This is a genomic window from Cellulomonas aerilata (assembly GCF_007991755.1).
Classification (GTDB): Bacteria; Actinomycetota; Actinomycetes; order Actinomycetales; family Cellulomonadaceae; genus Pengzhenrongella; species Pengzhenrongella aerilata.
In genome coordinates this window covers 124,326-143,845 of sequence record NZ_BJYY01000018.1, presented here as the reverse complement: position 1 = coordinate 143,845, position 19,520 = coordinate 124,326, and the positions used below count along the sequence as shown (strand labels likewise).

General features: G+C 72.1%; 16 protein-coding genes and 1 tRNA gene. 10 read left to right on the top strand and 7 right to left on the bottom strand.

Translation table 11 applies throughout. The annotated features are described in order from the left end of the window. Positions 1-24: 24 nt before the first annotated feature. Positions 25-98 (bottom strand) — tRNA-Leu (locus CAE01nite_RS14715). Between the two features lie 139 nt (positions 99-237). Here CAE01nite_RS14715 and CAE01nite_RS14710 point away from each other — a divergent pair. Both CAE01nite_RS14710 and CAE01nite_RS14705 read left to right on the top strand, forming a co-directional pair. Beyond that, complete coding sequence (locus tag CAE01nite_RS14710; RefSeq protein ID WP_146906066.1) at positions 238-915, top strand: ANTAR domain-containing response regulator; 678 nt, start codon at positions 238-240, stop codon at positions 913-915. Positions 916-1,119: 204 nt separating this feature from the next. Beyond that, positions 1,120-2,394: an ABC transporter substrate-binding protein gene (locus tag CAE01nite_RS14705; protein WP_146906064.1), complete on the top strand. Its 1,275-nt coding sequence runs from the start codon at positions 1,120-1,122 to the stop codon at positions 2,392-2,394. 109 nt (positions 2,395-2,503) lie between these two features. Here CAE01nite_RS14705 and CAE01nite_RS14700 read toward each other — a convergent pair whose 3' ends face one another. The 4 genes from CAE01nite_RS14700 to CAE01nite_RS14685 all read right to left on the bottom strand — a co-directional run bounded on the left by CAE01nite_RS14700 (position 2,504) and on the right by CAE01nite_RS14685 (position 6,682). Continuing rightward, on the bottom strand, positions 2,504-3,241 hold the full coding sequence (locus CAE01nite_RS14700; protein WP_371862907.1) for an ABC transporter ATP-binding protein: 738 nt from the start codon (positions 3,239-3,241) through the stop codon (positions 2,504-2,506). A gap of 65 nt (positions 3,242-3,306) precedes the next feature. Beyond that, positions 3,307-4,263 carry an ABC transporter ATP-binding protein gene (locus tag CAE01nite_RS14695; protein ID WP_146906062.1) on the bottom strand — a complete coding sequence of 319 codons (957 nt, stop codon included), beginning with the start codon at positions 4,261-4,263 and terminating at the stop codon, positions 3,307-3,309. Beyond that, a complete protein-coding gene (locus CAE01nite_RS14690; RefSeq protein WP_146906060.1) occupies positions 4,253-5,239 on the bottom strand; it encodes a branched-chain amino acid ABC transporter permease in 987 nt (328 codons plus the stop codon). The genes CAE01nite_RS14695 and CAE01nite_RS14690 overlap by 11 nt, the downstream gene beginning before the upstream one ends. A gap of 15 nt (positions 5,240-5,254) precedes the next feature. Beyond that, positions 5,255-6,682 carry a branched-chain amino acid ABC transporter permease gene (locus CAE01nite_RS14685; protein ID WP_146906058.1) on the bottom strand — a complete coding sequence of 476 codons (1,428 nt, stop codon included), beginning with the start codon at positions 6,680-6,682 and terminating at the stop codon, positions 5,255-5,257. 327 nt (positions 6,683-7,009) lie between these two features. On the opposite strand from CAE01nite_RS14685, the gene CAE01nite_RS14680 reads away from it, so the two are divergent. Then, positions 7,010-7,789 carry a GNAT family N-acetyltransferase gene (locus CAE01nite_RS14680; RefSeq protein WP_246131236.1) on the top strand — a complete coding sequence of 260 codons (780 nt, stop codon included), beginning with the start codon at positions 7,010-7,012 and terminating at the stop codon, positions 7,787-7,789. Here CAE01nite_RS14680 and CAE01nite_RS14675 read toward each other — a convergent pair. Then, the gene (locus CAE01nite_RS14675) at positions 7,699-8,118 is read right to left on the bottom strand and encodes a hotdog fold thioesterase (protein ID WP_146906054.1); all 420 of its coding nucleotides are present in this window, start codon (positions 8,116-8,118) and stop codon (positions 7,699-7,701) included. The genes CAE01nite_RS14680 and CAE01nite_RS14675 overlap by 91 nt on opposite strands. On the opposite strand from CAE01nite_RS14675, the gene polA reads away from it, so the two are divergent. The 3 genes from polA to CAE01nite_RS14660 all read left to right on the top strand — a co-directional run bounded on the left by polA (position 8,117) and on the right by CAE01nite_RS14660 (position 12,983). Continuing rightward, positions 8,117-10,864, top strand: coding sequence for a DNA polymerase I (polA, locus tag CAE01nite_RS14670; protein ID WP_146906052.1), 2,748 nt, complete (start codon positions 8,117-8,119; stop codon positions 10,862-10,864). The genes CAE01nite_RS14675 and polA overlap by 2 nt on opposite strands. Positions 10,865-10,989: 125 nt before the next feature. Next, a complete protein-coding gene (locus tag CAE01nite_RS14665; RefSeq protein WP_146906050.1) occupies positions 10,990-11,337 on the top strand; it encodes a DUF485 domain-containing protein in 348 nt (115 codons plus the stop codon). Continuing rightward, positions 11,334-12,983, top strand: a complete 1,650-nt coding sequence (locus CAE01nite_RS14660) for a monocarboxylic acid transporter (RefSeq protein ID WP_146906048.1) — start codon at positions 11,334-11,336, stop codon at positions 12,981-12,983. The genes CAE01nite_RS14665 and CAE01nite_RS14660 overlap by 4 nt, the downstream gene beginning before the upstream one ends. Positions 12,984-13,101: 118 nt before the next feature. Here CAE01nite_RS14660 and CAE01nite_RS14655 read toward each other — a convergent pair whose 3' ends face one another. Beyond that, a complete protein-coding gene (locus CAE01nite_RS14655) occupies positions 13,102-13,908 on the bottom strand; it encodes a class I SAM-dependent methyltransferase (protein ID WP_146906046.1) in 807 nt (268 codons plus the stop codon). Between the two features lie 103 nt (positions 13,909-14,011). Here CAE01nite_RS14655 and CAE01nite_RS14650 point away from each other — a divergent pair, with 103 nt between their 5' ends. Genes CAE01nite_RS14650 through CAE01nite_RS14635 form a run of 4 tightly spaced genes read left to right on the top strand, consistent with a single transcriptional unit; the run spans position 14,012 to position 19,460 of the window. After that, positions 14,012-15,688 carry an ABC transporter substrate-binding protein gene (locus tag CAE01nite_RS14650; RefSeq protein WP_146906044.1) on the top strand — a complete coding sequence of 559 codons (1,677 nt, stop codon included), beginning with the start codon at positions 14,012-14,014 and terminating at the stop codon, positions 15,686-15,688. Between the two features lie 15 nt (positions 15,689-15,703). Next, positions 15,704-16,708 (top strand): ABC transporter permease, encoded by a 1,005-nt coding sequence (locus CAE01nite_RS14645; RefSeq protein ID WP_146906042.1) that lies wholly within the window; start codon positions 15,704-15,706, stop codon positions 16,706-16,708. Next, entirely contained in the window at positions 16,705-17,652 is a 948-nt protein-coding gene (locus CAE01nite_RS14640; RefSeq protein WP_146906040.1) for an ABC transporter permease, read from the top strand. Before CAE01nite_RS14645 ends, CAE01nite_RS14640 begins: the two co-directional genes overlap by 4 nt. Positions 17,653-17,657: 5 nt before the next feature. After that, positions 17,658-19,460: a dipeptide ABC transporter ATP-binding protein gene (locus tag CAE01nite_RS14635; RefSeq protein ID WP_246131235.1), complete on the top strand. Its 1,803-nt coding sequence runs from the start codon at positions 17,658-17,660 to the stop codon at positions 19,458-19,460. Positions 19,461-19,520 lie beyond the last annotated feature (60 nt).

Genomic DNA, 19,520 nt, shown 5'->3' with positions numbered 1-19,520 from the left:
CCGCAGGGTCCGTGCGGAGCGGGGTGCCCCGAGTGGGATTCGAACCCACACTGGATCGGGTTTGAGCCGAACGCCTCTGCCGGTTGGGCTATCGGGGCACGCGCACCGCGGGCGGCGCGCGCGGACCACGTTACCGAATGCCGGACGCGCCCCGGCGCACCGCGTCCGGCGCACCGTGTGCGCCACGCGACGCGGGGGTTCGGGGCCTGGCGTCCCGCCCGCCGCTAAGGTGTGCCCGTGACCACCAGCGATTCGAACCCGGACGCGACGACGCCTGTCCCGCTCGACCTCCCGCCGCTCCTGGAGGAGCAGGCGGAGCCCGCCGCACCCAAGCGGCCCGCCCGACGCGCCGTCGTCGCCGAGGACGAGGCCCTCATCCGCATGGACGTCGTGGAGACGTTGCGCGAGGCGGGTTTCGACGTCGTGGGGGAGGCCGGCGACGGCGAGACCGCCGTCCGGCTCGCCACCGAGCTGCGGCCGGACGTCGTCGTCATGGACGTGAAGATGCCCGTCCTGGACGGCATCTCGGCGGCGGAGCGGATCGGCAAGGCCCACGTCGCCCCGGTCGTCCTGCTCACCGCGTTCTCGCAGACCGAGCTCGTCGAGCGGGCGCGCGACGCGGGCGCCATGGCGTACGTCGTCAAGCCGTTCAGCCCCGCGGACCTGCTGCCGGCCCTGGAGATCGCGATCTCGCGGTACTCGCAGATCTCGGCGCTCGAGTCCGAGGTCGCCGACCTGACCGAGCGGTTCGAGACCCGCAAGCGCGTGGACCGGGCCAAGGGCCTGCTCATGACCAAGATGGGCCTGTCCGAGCCCGAGTCGTTCCGGTGGATCCAGAAGACGTCGATGGACCGCCGCCTCACGATGCGTGAGGTCGCGGACGCCGTCATCGAGCAGGTCGGCGGCGGGAGCTGACCTGCGGCTGAGCACACCCGGGCCCGGTCACCCATGCGGGGGACCGGGCCCGCGGCATTTGGTCACAACTGCGCAACGACGCACCGTGAGATGAGAAGCGTCACAGGGTGGACACATCCACCAGGTACCTTCTCGGCACAGTCCGAGGCGGTCCCCCCTGACCGCCTCGCGCCCGGCAGTGCTCAGCAGAGGAGTACCACTTCTATGTTCCGATCCACCCACGCAGTGCGCGCGGCCGCCCTGGCGGGCACCGTCGCGCTGGTGCTGACCGCATGCTCGAGCGGCGGCACCGACGACGCCGGCAGCACCGAGACCGAGGACGCCGCGGCCGGCTCGGCACCCCTCAAGGTCGGCTCCCTCCTGCCGCAGACCGGTTCGCTCGCGTTCCTCGGCCCGCCCGAGATCGCCGGCGTGGACCTCGCCAAGGAGGAGATCAACGCAGCCGGCGGCGTCCTGGGCCAGGACGTCGAGGTCGTGCACACCGACTCCTCCGACGCCGATAACGCCGAGGTCGCCACCCAGTCGGTCACCGACCTCATCAGCCAGGACGTCTCCGTCATCGTCGGCGCGGCGTCCTCCTCGGTCACCCGGAACGTCATCGACGACATCACGGGCGCCGAGATCGTGCAGATCTCGCCGGCCAACACCGCCACCGACCTGTCCGGCTACTCGCCGTTCTACTTCCGCACGGCGCCGTCGGACATCGTCCAGGGCAACGCGCTGGCGAACCTCATCATCGGCGACGGCCACACCCGCGTGGCGTTCCTGGTCTTCAACGACGACTACGGCACGAGCCTGCGCGACGTCGCGTCGGCCACGCTGGAGGAGGCCGGCGTCGAGGTCAGCTACGGCAACCCGGGTGAGGAGTTCGACCCCGCGTCGGACGACGTCATCCCGTCCGCCGTCACGGCGGCCATGGCGACCAGCCCCGAGGCGATCGTCGTCATCGCGTTCGACCAGACCAAGCTCATCGTCCCGGCGCTGCAGACCGCCGGGTTCGACACGTCGAAGCTCTACTTCGTCGACGGCAACCTGGCCGACTACAGCGCGGACTTCGAGCCCGGCACGCTGGAGGGCGCGCAGGGCACGCTGCCGGGCGCGTTCCCGAGCGAGGACTTCCAGGAGCGCCTGCTCGGCGTCAACCCGGACCTGACGGACTACTCCTACGCGGCCGAGTCCTACGACGCCGTGATCCTGTCCGCGCTGGCCGCGATCCGCGGCGAGGGCACCGACGGCCCGACGATCCAGGAGAACATGGCCGCGGTGTCCGGTGCGGAGGGCGGCACGGCCTGCTCGACGTTCGAGGAGTGCGCGCAGCTGCTCGAGGACGGCGAGGAGATCGACTACGAGACCGTCTCCGGTGCCGGGGCGTTCAACGACAGCAACGACCCGTCGTCGGCGTTCATCGGGATCTACCAGTTCGGCCCGGACAACAAGAACGCCTGGGTGAAGGCCGAGGAGGGCGAAGCCGCGGCGTGATCTGCGCGGTCGGCCGCCGGGTGAGGGCACCCGGCGGCCGGCGGGGCGCATGACGAAGGGCCCGGTGGACGTCCACCGGGCCCTTCGTCGCGTCCGCCGCACGGCCAGGTCAGTGACCTCCGGTGGCCGCCTCGACGTCGGTCGCCAGCGTCCCCAGGTACAGCTCGATGACCTTGGGGTCGTTCATCAGCTCGCGGCCCGGCCCGGAGTAGGCGTTGCGGCCCTGGTCCAGGACGTAGGCGCGGTCGCAGATCTGCAGGCACCGGCGGGCGTTCTGCTCGACGATGACGATCGAGACGCCCGCCTTGTTGATCTTGCGGGTGCGGATGAACGTCTCGTCCTGCCGGACGGGGGACAGGCCCGCCGACGGCTCGTCGAGGAGCAGCACGGACGGGTCCATCATCAGCGCACGCGCCATCGCGACCATCTGCCGCTCGCCGCCGGACAGCGACCCGGCACGCTGCTTGCGACGCTCCCCGAGTGTGGGGAACAGGTCGACGATGAAGTCGAACCGCTCGTCGAACCGCTTGGGGGCCTGGTACAGGCCCATCTGCAGGTTCTCCTCGATGCTGAGCGAGGGGAACACGTTGTTGTTCTGCGGCACGAAGCCGACGCCGCGGCGCACGAGGGAGTCGGCGCGGTGGTTGGTGATGTCCTCGCCCTTGAGCGTGACCGAGCCGGAGCGCACGGTCACCAGCCCGAACAGCGCCTTGAGCAGCGTGGACTTGCCCGCCCCGTTGGGCCCGATGATGCCGACGAGCTCCCCGGGGTGCACCACGAGGTCGCAGCCGCCGAGGATGTCGACGCCGGGCAGGTACCCCGCCACCAGGTCGGTGGCGGCCAGCAGCGGCTCACCGGCGGGCGCCCCACGGTGCGTGGAGTCGCGGTCGGCGGTGCTGGTCACGGGAGCGGTCACGGCTTCCCCTCCAGGGCGGTGGTGACGTCGTCGGTGAGCAGGGAGTCGTCGCCCAGGTCCGTGTCGTGGTGCGCACCGAGGTACGCGTCGATGACGGCCTGGTCGCTCATCACGGACTCCGGCGGCCCCTCGGCCACGATGCGGCCCTCGGCCATCACCACGACCCAGTCGGAGATGTGCCGGACCATGTGCATGTCGTGCTCGACGAACAGCACGGTGGTGCCGTCGTCGCGCAGGGCCTGGATGTGGCCCAGCAGGGACTGCGTCAGCGCCGGGTTCACCCCGGCCATCGGCTCGTCCAGCATGACCATCGTCGGCTTGCTCATGAGCGCGCGCGCCATCTCCAGCAGCTTGCGCTGCCCGCCGGACAGGCTGCCGGCGAAGTCGTCGCGCTTGGCGTCGAGCTTGAACCGGGCGAGGAGCTCCTCGGCCTGCTCGGTGATCTCCCGCTCGCGCGAGCGCCACAGCCCCGGCAGTAGGGCGCGGCCGAGGTTCTCCCCGGGCTGCGCGGCGGCACCCAGCCGCATGTTCTCGATGACCGTCATGCGGCTCAGCGCCTTGGTCAGCTGGAAGGTCCGCACCATGCCGGACCGTGCCACCTTGGCCGCGGGCACACCCGACAGCGACCGGCCCTCGAACGTCCAGGTGCCGGTGCTGGGCTTGTCGAACCCGGTGAGCAGGTTGAACAGCGTCGTCTTGCCGGCGCCGTTGGGGCCGATCAGGGCGGTGATCGCCCCGCGCTCGACCTCGAGGTGGTCGACGTCGACGGCGGTCATCCCTCCGAAGTGCCGCGTGACGCCGTCGGCGACGACGATCGGGTCCGGCTTGGGTGCGCCGGGCGCCTGCTCGACGGCGGCGAACCGGGTGCGCAGGTCGGCCGCGCGCGAGGGGGACGACGGCGCCGCGAGGGCCGTCGCGCCGTGGGTGACCGGGACGGTCGGGTCAGCGGACATTGATCGCCAGCTCCTTCTTGTCGCCGAGCAGCCCCTGTGGTCGGAAGATCACCAGCATCATCAGCGTGACGCCCACGACGATCCAGCCGAACTGCTCGATCTGCTCGGTGCGCATGACGGTGTCCGGGACGGTGGAGCGCATGACGGACTTGATCAGCATGAGCGCGGCCCAGAAGATCATCGACCCGAGCACGGGGCCCCACACCGTCGCCGCGCCCCCGAGCAGCAGGATGGTCCACACGAAGAAGGTCATCGGCCGGCCCATGGAGTCCGGCTGGACCGCTCGTGGCAGGACGTAGACGATCCCAGCCACCGCGCCGATCACGCCGCCGAGCACCAGCGCCTGCATCTTGTAGGCGTAGACGTTCTTGCCGAGCGAGCGGACGGCGTCCTCGTCCTCGCGGATGCCCTTGAGCACGCGACCCCACGGGCTGTTGGTCAGCCGCCACACCAGCAGGCACGCCAGGGCGACCAGCGCCCAGCCGACCAGGCGGATCCACCAGCTGTTCGAGGCGTTGTTGGAGTACGACAGCGGCCCGATGTCGGTGGTGCCGTCGGGGAACGGCGACAGCGCTTGGAAGGACTCCTTGTAGCTGTTGCCGCGCAGGCCCGAGGACGCCCCGGTCAGGTCCGTCAGCGCGGTGGACCGGCCGACGATGCGGACGATCTCCGCCGCGGCGATGGTGACGATCGCGAGGTAGTCGCCCCGCAGCTTCAGCGTGGGGATGCCGAGGATCAGGGCGAAGACGACCGAGCACGCGATCGCGACGAGCAGCGCCGCCCAGATCGGGAGGCCCGCGATCGTGGAGATCGCGAACCCGTACGCCCCCAGGAGCATGAAGCCGGCCTGGCCGAAGTTGAGCAGCCCGGTGAGGCCGAAGTGGATGTTGAGGCCGACGGCGGCGAGCGCGTAGGCGGCGGTCGTCGGCGCGAGCAGCTCGCCGAAGACGTTGGTGAGGATCCGGGTCCAGTCCATGGTGACGACCTCCGCTTAACCGATGCGCTCGGCGCGGCCGAGGATGCCTTGTGGACGGAACAGCAGGATGACGATGAGGATGACGAGCGCGCCGGCGTACCGCATGTCCGACGGGATCACCAGGTTGGACATCTCCACGACCAGCCCGATCACCAGCGACCCGACGAGCGCGCCGAACGCGGTGCCCAGACCGCCGAGGGTGACCGCCGCGAACATGAGCAGCAGCAGCGTGCCGCCCATGTTCCAGGCGGTGGCGTTGAGGTACAGGCCCATGAGGACCCCGCCCAGGCCTGCCAGGGCCGCGCCGACCGTCCAGACCAGCCGGATGATGCGGTCCACCGAGATGCCGGACGCCGCGGCGAGCGCGGGGTTGTCCGACACGGCCCGCGTCGCACGTCCGGTGCGGGTGCCGACCAGGAAGTACGCGACCCCGCCGAGCACGAGCGCGGCGATGACCATCGAGATGACGGACTGCTGGGTGAGGAACACCGGCCCGAGTCGGACCGTCTCCGGGGACGTCGTGACGATGCGCAGCGAACTGGCGCCGAAGAAGAACTGGTAGGTGTACTGCAGGGCGATCGCGAGCCCGATCGTGACGATGAGCTGCTGGGTCATGCCGACCCGTCGCCGGCGCAGCGGGTGCCACAGGAACCGGTCCTGCACGTAGCCGGACAGGCCCGCCAGCGCGACCGCGAGCGCGCCGGCGACGAGCAGCGGCAGGTGCAGGGTCTGCACGCCGACGTAGGCCAGGATCCCGCCGAGGGTCACCTGCTCGCCGTGGGCGAAATTGCTCAGCCCGGTGGTGCCGAAGATGAGCGAGAGCCCGATGGACGCCAGGGCGAGCAGGCTGCCGAACACCAGGCCGGCGGTCGCCTGCTGCGCGACGCGGCCCCACGTGATGCTGCCGCCGCTGGAGGAGCCGGTGGCGGTGGTGTCCACGCCGGGCTCGGCGCCCTCGGGATCGGCCGAGCTGTCGCCCGGGGCCGGGGTGGCCGCAGGTCCCGAGCCGCCCGAGCCGCCGGAGCCGCCTGCGGTCGGCGTGCCCAGCGGGAACAGCGCGGCGCCGCTGCTGCCCAGCTCGACGGTCACGGTGCGGGGGTTGTTCGCCGGGTCGCGCAGCGTCTCCCCGGCCGGCAGCGACTCCTCCTGCAGGGTGACGGTGTAGTCGCCGGCCTCGGTGACCGCTGCCGACCAGCGGCCGTCCGGCCCGCTGGTGACGGTGGAGGCGCCGGCCGGCCCCTCGACGGTCAGCGTGACGCCGACGGCCGGGGCACCGGCGGCGGTGCGCAGGGTCCCGTTGATGCACGCGGTCTCCGGGTCGGCGGCGCACGGCGTCGTGGTCGCGCCGGCCGGGGACGCGGAACCGAGCACCAGGGGCAGGCACGCCAGGAGCGCGAGGAGCAGCGCGAGCAGGCCCTGACGGGCAGCGCGGGATCGGTCCATGGTCGCGGGTGGGCGCACCTGGGACCTCCGTCCGGTCATGGGGGCCATCGGTTGACAGGGGTCTCGACGCCGTTGCCGAGCAGCCGTGGCCGTCGAGGACACGGAGCATAGGTGCGGATTGTGTCGCGGATGTCACCTGCCACGCGGCCGGCGTCGTGCCCTCGCGCGCCCGTGTCACCTGGTGGAGTGATGGTCCGGGGTCTGCGAGGCTCTAGGCTCGTCGAGCCCACCGTGCGGAACCGTTATGCATTTGTCATGATCGACCCGCGTGGCGGACCTTCTGCGGTCGGCCCGACCGTGATACCCGAACGAAGGAGGCTCGCTGACGTGCGTCCCGGTGTGCAGGTGCGCGTGGCGGTCCCGGAGGACCTCGACGGTCTCGTCGACCTGTGCCTCCAGGCGCGCGCGGAGGCGGCGGTCGGGGCACAGCTGTGCAGCAACGACGCCGACCGGCTCCGGCACCAGCTCGGGACGCTGCTCGCGGCCCCCGGTGGCCGCGCCCTCGTCGGCCTGCTCGACGGCGACGTCGCCGGCCTGCTGCTCGCGCGGGTCGTCGGGCCGAGCCCTTTCACCGAGGACGTCAGCCTGCATGTCGAGGCGCTGTTCGTGCGGCCGCGGGACCGCCGCCGCGGGCTGGGGCACGCCCTGCTGTCCGGCGCGCTCGGCATCGCCGACGAGACCGGCGCCACCCAGGTCTTCGCCGTCCCGCTGCCCGGCTCGCGCGGCGTCCAGCGGTTCCTCGCCCGGCTCGGGTTCGCCCCCGCCGCGGCGCACCGCGTGGTGTCCACCGAGGCGCTCCAGCGCCGGCTCGCGAGCGACCCCGTCGGCGCCGGCGTCGCGCGCCGCGGCTCGGGCCGCGGCCTGGAGGACCTGATCGCGCGTCGCCGCCAGGTGCGGTCGGCCACCGTCAGCGGTCCGGTCGACCTGCGCGGGCTCCCGGAGCAGCTGGCCGCAGCGCGGGCGCAGGCCGAGGCGACGGCCCTGGCGGAGGGGACGCGCGCGGACGGCACGGCCGGTCAGGAGCCGCGCCGGTCCTCGATCAGCATGCACGTCAGGCGTGCGGTGGCCAGCCGCCGGGACGTGGAGTCCTCGACCACGATCTCGTAGGACGCCGTCGTCCGGCCCAGGTGGAGTGCGGTCGCGGTCCCGGTGACCAGACCCTCCCGGGCGGACCGGTGGTGCGTCGCGCCGACCTCGATCCCGACGGCCACCCGGCCGGGCCCGGCGTGCGCCCCGGCGGCGTAGGAGCCGAGCGTCTCGGCCAGCACGACCGAAGCGCCGCCGTGCAGCAGCCCGTACGGCGTGGTGTTGCCCGCCACGGGCATGGTCCCCACCGTCCGCTGCGCGCCCACCTCCAGCAGCCTGATGCCCATCCGCTCGAGCAGGGACCCGGCCGCCTCCGTGGCGAGGCGGGCGAGGACGTCGGTGTCGGTCATGGCGGATAGGTTGGCACCCGTGAGCGACAACCAGCCAGACGCCGCCCCTGCCGCGACCGCCCCGACCGGTCCCCGACCGCGTCTGCTCCTCGTCGACGGGCACTCCATGGCGTTCCGGGCGTTCTTCGCCCTGCCGGTCGACAAGTTCTCCACGGTGAACGGCGAGCCGACGAACGCGGTGTACGGCTTCACGTCCATGCTCGCCAACCTCCTGCGGGACGAGTCGCCGACGCACGTCGCCGTCGCGTTCGACGCCGGCCGGTCGACCTTCCGCACCGAGCAGTACGCCGAGTACAAGGGCACCCGGGACGCGACGCCGGAGCCGTTCCGCGGGCAGGTGGCACTCATCCGCAAGGTGCTCGCCGCGATGCGCATCGCCGTCCTGGAGAAGCCGAACATCGAGGCCGACGACATCCTCGCCACGCTGTCGGTCCAGGCCCAGGCCGCCGGGATGGACGTCCTGATCAGCTCGGGCGACCGGGACATGTTCCAGCTCGTGAACGACCAGGTCACGATCCTGTACCCGGTCCGCGGGGTGAGCGATCTCTGGCGCATGACGCCGGAGGCCGTCACCGAGCGCTACGGCGTCGGGCCGGAGCGCTACTCCGACCTCGCCGCGCTGGTCGGGGAGTCCAGCGACAACCTCCCCGGCATCCCGGGCGTCGGGCCGAAGACCGCGGCGAAGTGGATCACCACGTACGGCGGCCTGGAGGGCGTCGTCGCGCACGTGGACCGGATCACCGGGAAGGCGGGGGAGGCCCTGCGCGCCAACCTCGACCAGGTGCTGCTCAACCGTCGGCTCAACCGCCTGCTCACCGACGTGGAGCTGCCGCTGACGCCCGCCGACCTCACCGTCCAGCCCTGGGACCGCGAGGAGATGCTCACCGTCTTCGACGCGCTGGAGTTCCGGGTCCTGCGCGAGCGGATGTTCGCCATGGTCGCCGCGGAGGCGTCGCCCCCCGAGCCGGTCGAGGCCGGTGAGCTCACGCTCGTCACGCCCGCGGAGGGGACGCTGGGCGACTGGCTGCGCGAACGCGCCGGGCGCCGGCTCGCCCTCGACGTCCGGGGCAAGGGGACGCCGGTCGGCGCGGACGCGTGGTCCGTCGCGGTGGTGGACGACGGCGGGGAGGCGACCGTCGTCGACCTCGCGGAGGTGTCCCCCGCGGACGAGAAGGCCCTCGCCGAGTGGCTGGCCGACCCGGCGGCGGCGAAGACGGTGCACGGCGCCAAGGCGGCGGGGCACGCGCTCGCGGGGCGCGGCTTGCTGCTGGCCGGCGTGACCTTCGACGTCGAGCTCGCGGCCTACCTCTGCGAGCCGGACCGGCGCGCCTACGACCTGGCGGAGCTGACCTTCTCCTACCTGCGCCGCGAGCTCACGGCCGACGCGGGGTCCGGCGCGCAGGGCGCGCTGGACCTGGAGCTGGACGGCAGCGACGACGCCCGACGGGCGGCGGTACGGGCCGCGGCCGTCGCCGACCTCACCGACGTGCTGTCCTCCGAGCTCGGCAAGCGGGGTGCCGCCCGGCTGCTCACCGAGGTCGAGCTGCCGCTGGTGGACGTGCTCGGACGCCTGGAGCGCACCGGCATCGCGGCGGACCGCGAGCACCTCGTGGAGCTCGAGCGGTACTTCGACGGCATCGTCACCAGCGAGGCCGCCGACGCCTACGCCGCGATCGGCCGGGAGGTGAACCTCGGCTCGCCGAAGCAGCTGCAGGAGGTCCTCTTCGACCAGCTCGGCATGCCGAAGACCAAGAAGATCAAGTCCGGCTGGACCACCGACGCGGCCGCCCTCACCGACCTGTACGCGCGGACGGAGCACCCGTTCCTGCAGCACCTGCTCGCGCACCGGGACGCGATCCGGCTGCGGCAGACGGTCGAGGGGCTGCTGAGGTCGGTCGCCGACGACGGTCGCATCCACACGACGTTCATGCAGACGATCGCCGCGACCGGGCGCCTGTCGTCGACGGACCCCAACCTGCAGAACATCCCGATCCGCACCGAGGACGGTCGCCGGATCCGCCGCGCCTTCGTCGTCGGCCCCGGCTACGAGACGCTGCTCACCGCGGACTACAGCCAGATCGAGATGCGGATCATGGCGCACCTGTCCGGCGACGAGGGCCTCATCGAGGCGTTCCGGTCGGGGGAGGACCTGCACCGCTACGTCGGGTCGCGGGTGTTCGGCGTCGCGACCGAGGACGTCACGAGCGAGATGCGCTCCAAGATCAAGGCGATGTCCTACGGCCTGGCGTACGGGCTGTCGTCCTTCGGGCTGTCCAAGCAGCTCGACATCGCCGTGGGCGAGGCCGCGGGGCTCATGGAGGACTACTTCGGGCGGTTCGGCGGCGTGCGCGACTACCTCACCGGGGTCGTGGACGAGGCCCGGGCCACGGGGTACACCGCGACGATCCTCGGCCGCCGCCGCTACCTGCCCGACCTCACCAGCGACAACCGGCAGCGGCGGGACACCGCCGAGCGGATGGCCCTCAACGCCCCGATCCAGGGCAGCGCGGCGGACCTCATCAAGGTCGCGATGCTCGGCGTCGACCGCGAGCTGACCACCCGCGGCCTCGGCTCGAGGCTGCTGCTCCAGGTCCACGACGAGCTCGTGCTGGAGGTCGCGCCGGGGGAGCGGGCGGAGGTCGAGGCACTGGTCCGCGAGCAGATGGGGTCGGCGGGCGGCGACCTGTCGGTGCCGCTGGACGTGTCCGTCGGGACCGGCTCGAGCTGGCACGAAGCCGGTCACTGACCGCACGGGCGCCGGGGACGTGAGGTCTCCGGCGTGCCGCGGCGGTTCGCCGGGGCTCGCCCGCGGCGGTGCGTCACAGTGGGCCCGGTGGCAACGCTGCCACCCACCCGCGAACCGGAGACAGCATGTCCGAGCTGACCCACCCGCCCGGCGCCGACCGCGCCGAGACCGACTACGAACGCGTGCAGCGCTCCGCGGAGTTCCAGGCCCTGCGCCGCAGGTTCCGCACCTTCGTGTTCCCCATGACCGGGCTGTTCCTGGCCTGGTACCTCGTCTACGTGCTGCTCGCCGCGTACGCCACGGACTTCATGAGCACGCGGCTGGCCGGCAACATCACCGTCGGGCTGGTGTTCGGCCTCGGGCAGTTCGTGTCGACGTTCGTCATCACGATGCTCTACGCCCGCTGGGCCAACACCCACCAGGACCCCATCGCGGACGAGCTCCGCCAGCGCATCGAGGGGCGTGACCTGTGAACGGCACCCTGCTCGCCGCCGAGGCGACCGAGGTCGGCAACCCGGCCGTGAACATCGGCATCTTCGGGCTCTTCGTCGCGGTCACGCTCGTGATCGTGTTCCGCGCGTCGAAGAACAACCGGACGGCGGCCGACTACTACGCCGGGGGGCGGTCCTTCACCGGACCGCAGAACGGCACGGCGATCGCGGGCGACTACCTGTCGGCCGCGAGCTTCCTCGGCATCGCCGGTGCGATCGCCGTCAACGGCTACGACGGGTTCATGTACTCGATCGGCTTCCTGGTGGCGTGGCTCGTTGCGCTGCTCCTGGTCGCCGAGCTGCTGCGCAACACCGGCAAGTTCACGATGGCCGACGTGCTGTCGTTCCGCCTCAAGCAGCGCCCGGTGCGCATGGCGGCGGCGATCGCCACGCTCGCGGTGATCTTCTTCTACCTGCTCGCCCAGATGGCGGGCGCCGGCGGCCTCGTCGCGCTGCTGCTCGGGATCTCGTCGTCGGCGGGCCAGAGCCTGGTCGTCGTCGTGGTCGGCGCGCTGATGATCCTCTACGTCCTCGTCGGCGGGATGAAGGGCACCACCTGGGTCCAGATCATCAAGGCGGTGCTGCTCATCGCGGGCGCCGCGGTGATGACGATCTGGGTCTTGGCGAAGTTCGGGTTCAACCTGTCCGACGTCATCCAGGGCGCGGTCGACCGCTTCGGCGAGGGCGGCGAGGCGCTGATCGAGCCCGGCAAGCAGTACGGCGCCACCGCGACGAGCAAGCTGAACTTCCTGTCGCTCGGCCTGGCGCTCGTCCTCGGGACGGCCGGCCTGCCGCACGTGCTCATGCGCTTCTACACCGTGCCGACCGCCAAGGAGGCCCGTCGCTCGGTGGTCTGGGCCATCTGGCTCATCGGCATCTTCTACCTGTTCACGCTGGTGCTGGGCTACGGCGCCGGCGCCCTGGTCGGCACGGACACGATCCTGGCCGCACCCGGCGGTGTGAACTCCGCCGCACCGCTGCTCGCGTTCGCGCTCGGCGGGGAGATCCTGCTCGGGATCATCGCAGCCGTCGCGTTCGCGACGATCCTCGCGGTGGTCGCCGGGTTGACGATCACCGCGGCAGCCACCTTCGCCCACGACATCTACGCGTCGGTCATCAAGCACGGCGAGGTGAACCCCGATGGGGAGGTCCGGGTCGCGCGGATCACCGTCGTGGTGATCGGGGTCCTGGCGATCATCGGCGGGATCTTCGCCCAGGGCCAGAACATCGCGTTCCTGGTCGCCCTCGCCTTCGCGGTGGCTGCCAGCGCGAACCTGCCGACCATCCTCTACTCGCTGTTCTGGAAGAAGTTCAACACCACCGGGGCGCTGTGGAGCATGTACGGCGGGCTGATCTCGTGCATCGTGCTCATCGCGTTCTCGCCGGTCGTGTCGGGCAAGGTCGACCCAGTCACCGGGGCGAGCCTGTCGATGATCAAGAACACGTCGGTCGACTTCGCGATCTTCCCGCTGGAGAACCCCGGCATCGTCTCCATCCCGCTGGCGTTCCTGCTCGGCTTCATCGGGACGCACCTGGGGAAGAAGGACGAGTCGCCCGAGAAGTTCGCCGAGATGGAGGTCCGGTCCCTCACCGGCGCCGGCTCGGAGAAGGCCACCGTCGCGCACTGACGCGTGGCCCGGCCGTCCGGTCGTGCCCCCCTGCGCCCGCCCCGCCCCGTCCCTGCGAGGACGAGGCGGGGCGGGCGGCGGCGGCGGGGGGACGGGCGGGCGGGCTGCGACGCGGGACCTAGGGCCGGCGCGTGACCAGGATCGCGGTCCCGGGCAGGAGCGCCCCCCGGACCGGGCCCCAGCCGCCCCAGGTCCGGGTGTGCCCGGCCGGCCACTCGGGCTCCACGAGCCGCTCCAGCAGGAGCCCGGCCGCCACCACGTCGGCCACGTGGTCCCCGAGGGTCCGGTGGTACTCGGCGTACAGCACCGCACCGTCGTCGCCGGTCTCCACGTACGGGCGGCGGTCGAAGTAGGAGCGGACGGCGGTCAGGCCACGCTCGGTCGGGTCGTCCGGGAACGCCCAGCGGATCGGGTGGGTCACCGCGAACACCCACCGACCCCCCGGCCGCAGGACCCGGGCCACCTCGGCGTGCACGCGGGCGGTGTCGGGGACGAACGGCAGCGCGCCGAAGGCGGTGAACGCGGTGTCGAAGGAGCCGTCGGCGAACGGCAGGGCGCGGGCGTCGGACTGCAGCGCGGGCGTCACGACGCCGGTCCGCAGGTCCAGCAGGCGCCCCGCGTGGAGCATGCCGGCGGACACGTCGGTCGCCACCGCCCGGGCCCCCTGGGCGACCAGCCACCGCGAGCACTGCGCGGCGCCCGCGCCGACCTCCAGGACGTCCCGCCCGACGACGTCGCCCAGCAGCCGGGCGTCGGCCTCGCGCAGACCCTCCGGGCACCAGCAGAAGTCGGCCGGCCCGAGGAACTCCCCGTGCTCCGCCAGGTACTCCTCGGCATTGGCGTCCCACCACGCCCGGCCGGCCCGTCCGCCGGCCTCGGCAGGGACGTCGTGGAAGCCGGCGGAGGAGAGCTCGGAGGGCGACATGCGTCCATTTTGTCCCGTAACGGCTGCGTGACCTGAATGGTCTAGCCTTCGACTTCTGCTGCTGGCACGCGCCCCATGGGCGCGTCAACGGAGGGTGATCCCGGTGAAGAATTGGGTGAGGGTAGGCGGCGCGAGCGTCGCACTGGCGCTGGCGCTGACGGCGTGCGCCGCGAGCGAGCGCGACTCCGGTGGCGACGACGCCACGGACGCGGCGACCAGTGAAGGGCCGGACAGCTTCATCTTCGCGGCCTCGGGCGACCCCGCCGGGCTCGACCCCGCGCTGGCGAACGACGGGGAGACCTTCCGTGTCGCGCGGCAGATCTTCGAGGGCCTGGTCGGCACGGAGCCGGGCACCCCCGACCCCGCACCGCTGCTCGCCGAGTCGTGGGAGATCAGCGACGACGGCCTGACCTACACCTTCGCCCTGAAGGAGGGCGTGACTTTCCACGACGGCACGCCGTTCAACGCCGACGCCGTCTGCTTCAACTTCGAGCGGTGGGACAACTTCACCGGGATCCTGCAGTCCGACAGCCTCGCCTACTACTACGCGAAGGTGAACGGCGGCTTCGCCACCAGCGACGTCGAGACCCTCAACGGCACCGGCAAGTACGACAGCTGCGAGGCGCCGGACGACGCGACCGCCGTGATCCACCTCAAGAGCCCGCTGCCCGAGCTCATCTCGGCCCTGTCGCTGCCCGCGCTGTCCATGCAGTCGCCCGCCGCGTTGGAGGAGTTCGCGGCCGACGAGGTCGGCGGTGACGCGGAGGCACCCGTCCTGACCGAGTACGCCACGTCGCACCCGACGGGCACCGGCCCGTACCAGTTCGAGGGGTGGACGCGTGACCAGGAGGTCACCCTCACCGCCTACGACGACTACTGGGGCGAGCAGGGTCAGATCCGGCGGATCGTCTTCCCGATCATCTCCGACCCGACCGCGCGGCGGCAGGCGCTGCAGGCCGGTGACATCGACGGCTACGACCTCGTCGGGCCCGCCGACGTCGCCGCCCTGGAGGAGGCCGGGTTCGAGATCGTCAACCGCGACCCGTTCAACATCCTCTACCTCGCGATGAACCAGGCGAACCCCGACCTGGCGATCCCCGAGGTGCGCCAGGCCATCGCGCACGCGATCAACAAGGAGGCGCTGGTCGCCTCGACGCTGCCCGAGGGCACCGAGATCGCCACCAACTTCGTCCCGCCGTCGGTGGCCGGGTGGAGCGACGAGGTCGCGACGTACGACTACGACCCGCAGGCCGCCCGCGACCTGCTGGCGTCGGTCGGCAAGTCGAACCTGACCATCGACTTCAACTACCCGACCAACGTGTCGCGGCCGTACATGCCGTCGCCTGAGCAGACGTTCCAGGCGATCGCCGCGGACCTCGAGGAGGTCGGCATCACCGTCAACGCCGTCCCCGACGTCTGGAACCCGGACTACCTGGACAAGATCCAGGGCACCAGCGCCCACGGCCTGCACCTGCTGGGCTGGACCGGGGACTACAACGACACCTACAACTTCATCGGCGTCTTCTTCGGTGCGCCGTCCAACGAGTGGGGCTTCAACGACCCGGCGATCTTCCAGGCCGTCAACGACGCCCGGTACAAGACGAGCCAGGACGAGCAGGTCGCGGCCTACGAGGCGGCGAACGAGCTGCTCCTCGAGAAGCTGCCCGGCGTGCCGCTGGCCCACCCGGTGCCGTCGCTGGCCTTCCGGCCCGAGGTCAAGAACTACCCGGCGTCGCCGGTGCAGGACGAGGTCTACAACGTCGTCACGATCGACGGCTGAGGGTAGATCGGATCGATGGCCCGACTTGTCCTGCGCCGCCTGGCGCTGCTGATCCCGACCCTGCTCGGACTGTCGATCCTGCTGTTCCTGTGGGTGCGCGCCCTCCCGGGAGGGCCGGCAACGGCCCTCCTGGGGGAGCGCGCCACCCCCGAGGCGGTCGCGCGCATCAACGAGCTGTACGGCTTCGACCGGCCGATCCTCGAGCAGTACGTCACCTGGATCGGTGAGCTCGTCCGCGGCAACTTCGGGGTGTCGACCCGCACCGGGGTGCCGGTGATGGAGGAGTTCCTCGCGCGGTTCCCCGCGACCATCGAGCTGACGGTCGTCGCGCTGCTCATCGCGATCGGTGTCGGCATCCCGCTCGGCTACGTCGCCGCCCGCCACCAGGGACGCGCGCTCGACCACGGGACGGTCGTCCTGTCCCTGCTGGGCGTCACCATCCCGGTGTTCTTCCTGGCGTTCCTGCTGAAGTACCTCTTCGCGGTGCAGCTCGGCTGGTTCCCGTCCGCGGGCCGGATCGACCCGTCGATGATCGCCACCCACCCCACCGGCTTCTACGTCCTGGACGGTCTGCTGACCCGGGAGTGGGACGCGTCCTGGGACGCGCTGCTGCACCTGGTCCTCCCGGCGGTGGCGCTCGGGTCGATCCCGCTGGCGATCATCGCGCGCATCACCCGCGCCTCGGTGATCGAGGTCCAGGGCGCCGACTACGTCCGGACCGCCCGCGCCAAGGGGCTGCGGCCGCCGCGGCTGCGCCGCCGGGTCGTGATCCGCAACGCGATGCTGCCGGTGGCCACGACCATCGGGCTGCAGGTCGGGCTGCTGCTGTCCGGCGCGGTCCTGACCGAGACCGTGTTCGCGTTCAACGGCATCGGCAGCTTCCTGGCGGAGGCGATCTTCGCCCTCGACTACGCCGTCCTGCAGGGCTTCATCCTGTTCGTCGCCGTCGTCTACGCGCTCGCCAACCTGGCGGTGGACGTGTCCTACGGCCTCATCGACCCGAGGATGCGCGCGCGATGACCACCGAACCGGCCGCCCAGGACGTGGTGCGGCAGACCGTGCCCCGCGGCCCCCGCACGCCGCGCGAGCCCGACGACGCCGGCGCCAGCCTCTGGCGGGTGGCGGCGCGTCGCCTGCGTCGCAACCCCGGCGCGATCGTCGGCGCCGTCATCGTGCTGCTCTTCGTCCTGGTGGCGCTGCTCGCGCCCGTGCTCGCCCCGTACGGCGCGGGCGCCCTGCCGGGACGCGCCGAGATCCGGCCCACCGTCATCCCCGGACCGTCCGACGCCTTCCCGCTCGGGCTGGACCGCTACGGGGCCGACCTGCTCAGCCAACTCATCTGGGGGGCGCGCGCGTCCCTGCTCATCGGCATCCTCTCCACGGTGCTCGGCCTGCTCGGCGGGGCGCTGCTGGGCCTGCTGGCCGGGGCGTTCGGCGGCTGGGTCGACACGGTGACGATGCGGCTCGTGGACCTCATGCTGTCGGTGCCGTCCCTGCTGCTGGCCGTGTCCGTCGCCGCGGTCATCGGTCAGACGCCGAGCGCGATCATCATCGCGATCGGCGTGGTGCAGGTCCCGATCTTCGCGCGGCTGCTGCGCGGGTCGATGCTGGCGCAGCGCGACCAGGACTACGTCCTCGCGGCGTCGTCGCTGGGGCTGGGGCGCCGCACGGTCGTGATGAGCCACATCCTGCCGAACAGCCTCAGCCCGGTGATCGTGCAGGCCACCCTCATGCTGGCGACCGCGGTGATCGAGGCCGCGGCGTTGTCCTTCCTGGGGCTCGGTGGCGGCTCGCCGACGAGCGCGGAGTGGGGCCGCATGCTGACCGCGGCCCAGAACGAGCTCGAGGTGGCCCCGCGGCTGGCGATGTGGCCGGGCGTCTGCATCGCGGTCACCGCGCTGGGCTTCACCCTGTTCGGCGAGGCGCTGCGCGAGGCGCTGGACCCCAAGACGAGGAAGAGGTGACCCCGGTGGTGAGCACAGGTGCGACGCCGCTGCTGAGCCTGCGTGACGTGGAGGTCACCTTCACGACCGAGGCCGGGCCGGCCACCGCGGCCCGCGGCGTGACCTTCGACGTGATGCCGGGGGAGACGGTCGCGATCGTCGGCGAGTCCGGGTCCGGCAAGTCCACGACGGCGGCCGCGGTCATCGGGCTGCTGGCCGAGAACGGCCGGGTGACCGCCGGCCGGATCGTCTTCGACGGGCAGGAGCTCGTCGGGCAGGGGACCCGGGCGGCGGCCGCCCTCCGCGGGCGCGAGATCGGCCTGGTCCCGCAGGACCCGATGTCCAACCTCAACCCGGTGCTGCGGGTGGGGGCGCAGATCGTCGAGGCCCTGGAGGACAACGGGGTCGCCAGGGGTGACGCGGCCCGCCGCCGCGCGGTCGAGCTGCTCGAGGAGGCCGGCCTGCCGGACGCCGCGCGCCGCGCGCAGCAGTACCCGCACGAGTTCTCCGGCGGCATGCGTCAGCGGGCGCTGATCGCCATGGGGCTGGCCTGCCGGCCGCGGCTGCTCATCGCCGACGAGCCGACGTCGGCGCTGGACGTCACGGTGCAGCGCACCATCCTCGACCGGCTCGACGTGCTGACCGACCAGCTCGGCACGGCCGTCCTGCTCATCACCCACGACCTGGGGCTGGCGGCCGAGCGCGCCGACCGGATCGTGGTGATGTACCGCGGCGAGGTGGTGGAGACCGGGCCCGCGCTGGAGATCCTGCGCACGCCGCAGCACGAGTACACCCGCCGGCTGCTCGCAGCCGCACCGTCGCTGGCGTCCCGCCGCATCCAGCTCGCCAAGCAGCACGGCACCGACGACGTGGACGACCTGCTCGCCGTCTCCGGCGGCGACCCGGGGACGACCACGACGCCCGCGCTGAGCGTCGTCGGGGCCGGTGACGGGACGGTGACGTCGTCCGGGCCCTCCGGAGCGTCCGCGGCCGGCTCGCCCGGCGACGCGGGCGGCCTGCCGGACCACATCATCGAGGTCGCGCACGTCAGCAAGGTGTTCCCGATCCGCGGCAAGGGGCTCTTCTCGAGGAGCACCGACTTCACCGCGGTGGACGACGTCAGCTTCGTCATCCCGCGCGGGCAGACGGTCGCGATCGTGGGGGAGTCCGGGTCGGGCAAGTCGACCGTCGCGCGGATGATGCTGGACCTGGTCAAGCCGACGTCCGGCGAGATCCGGTTCAACGGGCAGCCCGTCGGCGGCGCCGACCGGGCGGCGGAGACCCGGTTCCGCCGGCAGGTGCAGCCGATCTTCCAGGACCCGTACGCGTCGCTGGACCCGCTCTACACGATCTACCGCACGATCGAGGAGCCGCTGCGCGCGCACGGCAGCGCCTCGGCGGCGGAGCGTCGTGAGCGCGTGCACCAGCTCATGGACGACGTCGCGCTGCCGTCGAACCTGCTGCGTCGCTACCCCGCCGAGCTGTCCGGCGGGCAGCGCCAGCGCGTGGCCATCGCCCGGGCGCTCGCCCTGAACCCGGACCTGGTGGTCTGCGACGAGGCGGTCTCCGCGCTCGACGTCATCGTGCAGTCCCAGATCCTGCACCTGCTCGCCGACCTGCAGCACCGGCTGGGCCTGAGCTACCTGTTCATCAGCCACGACCTGGCCGTGGTCCGGCAGATCGCGGACCACGTGTGCGTGATGGAGAACGGGCGCATCGTGGAGCAGGGGCCGGCCGACGACGTCTTCGACCAGCCGCAGCAGGAGTACACGCAGATGCTCATCGACGCGATCCCCGGGGCCGGTCTGGAGCTCGGGCTCGCCGGTTGATCGCGGGTCCCGGCCGACCGTCCGGCCAAGCCCCGGCGGGTCCGGGGCGGCGCGCCGGGC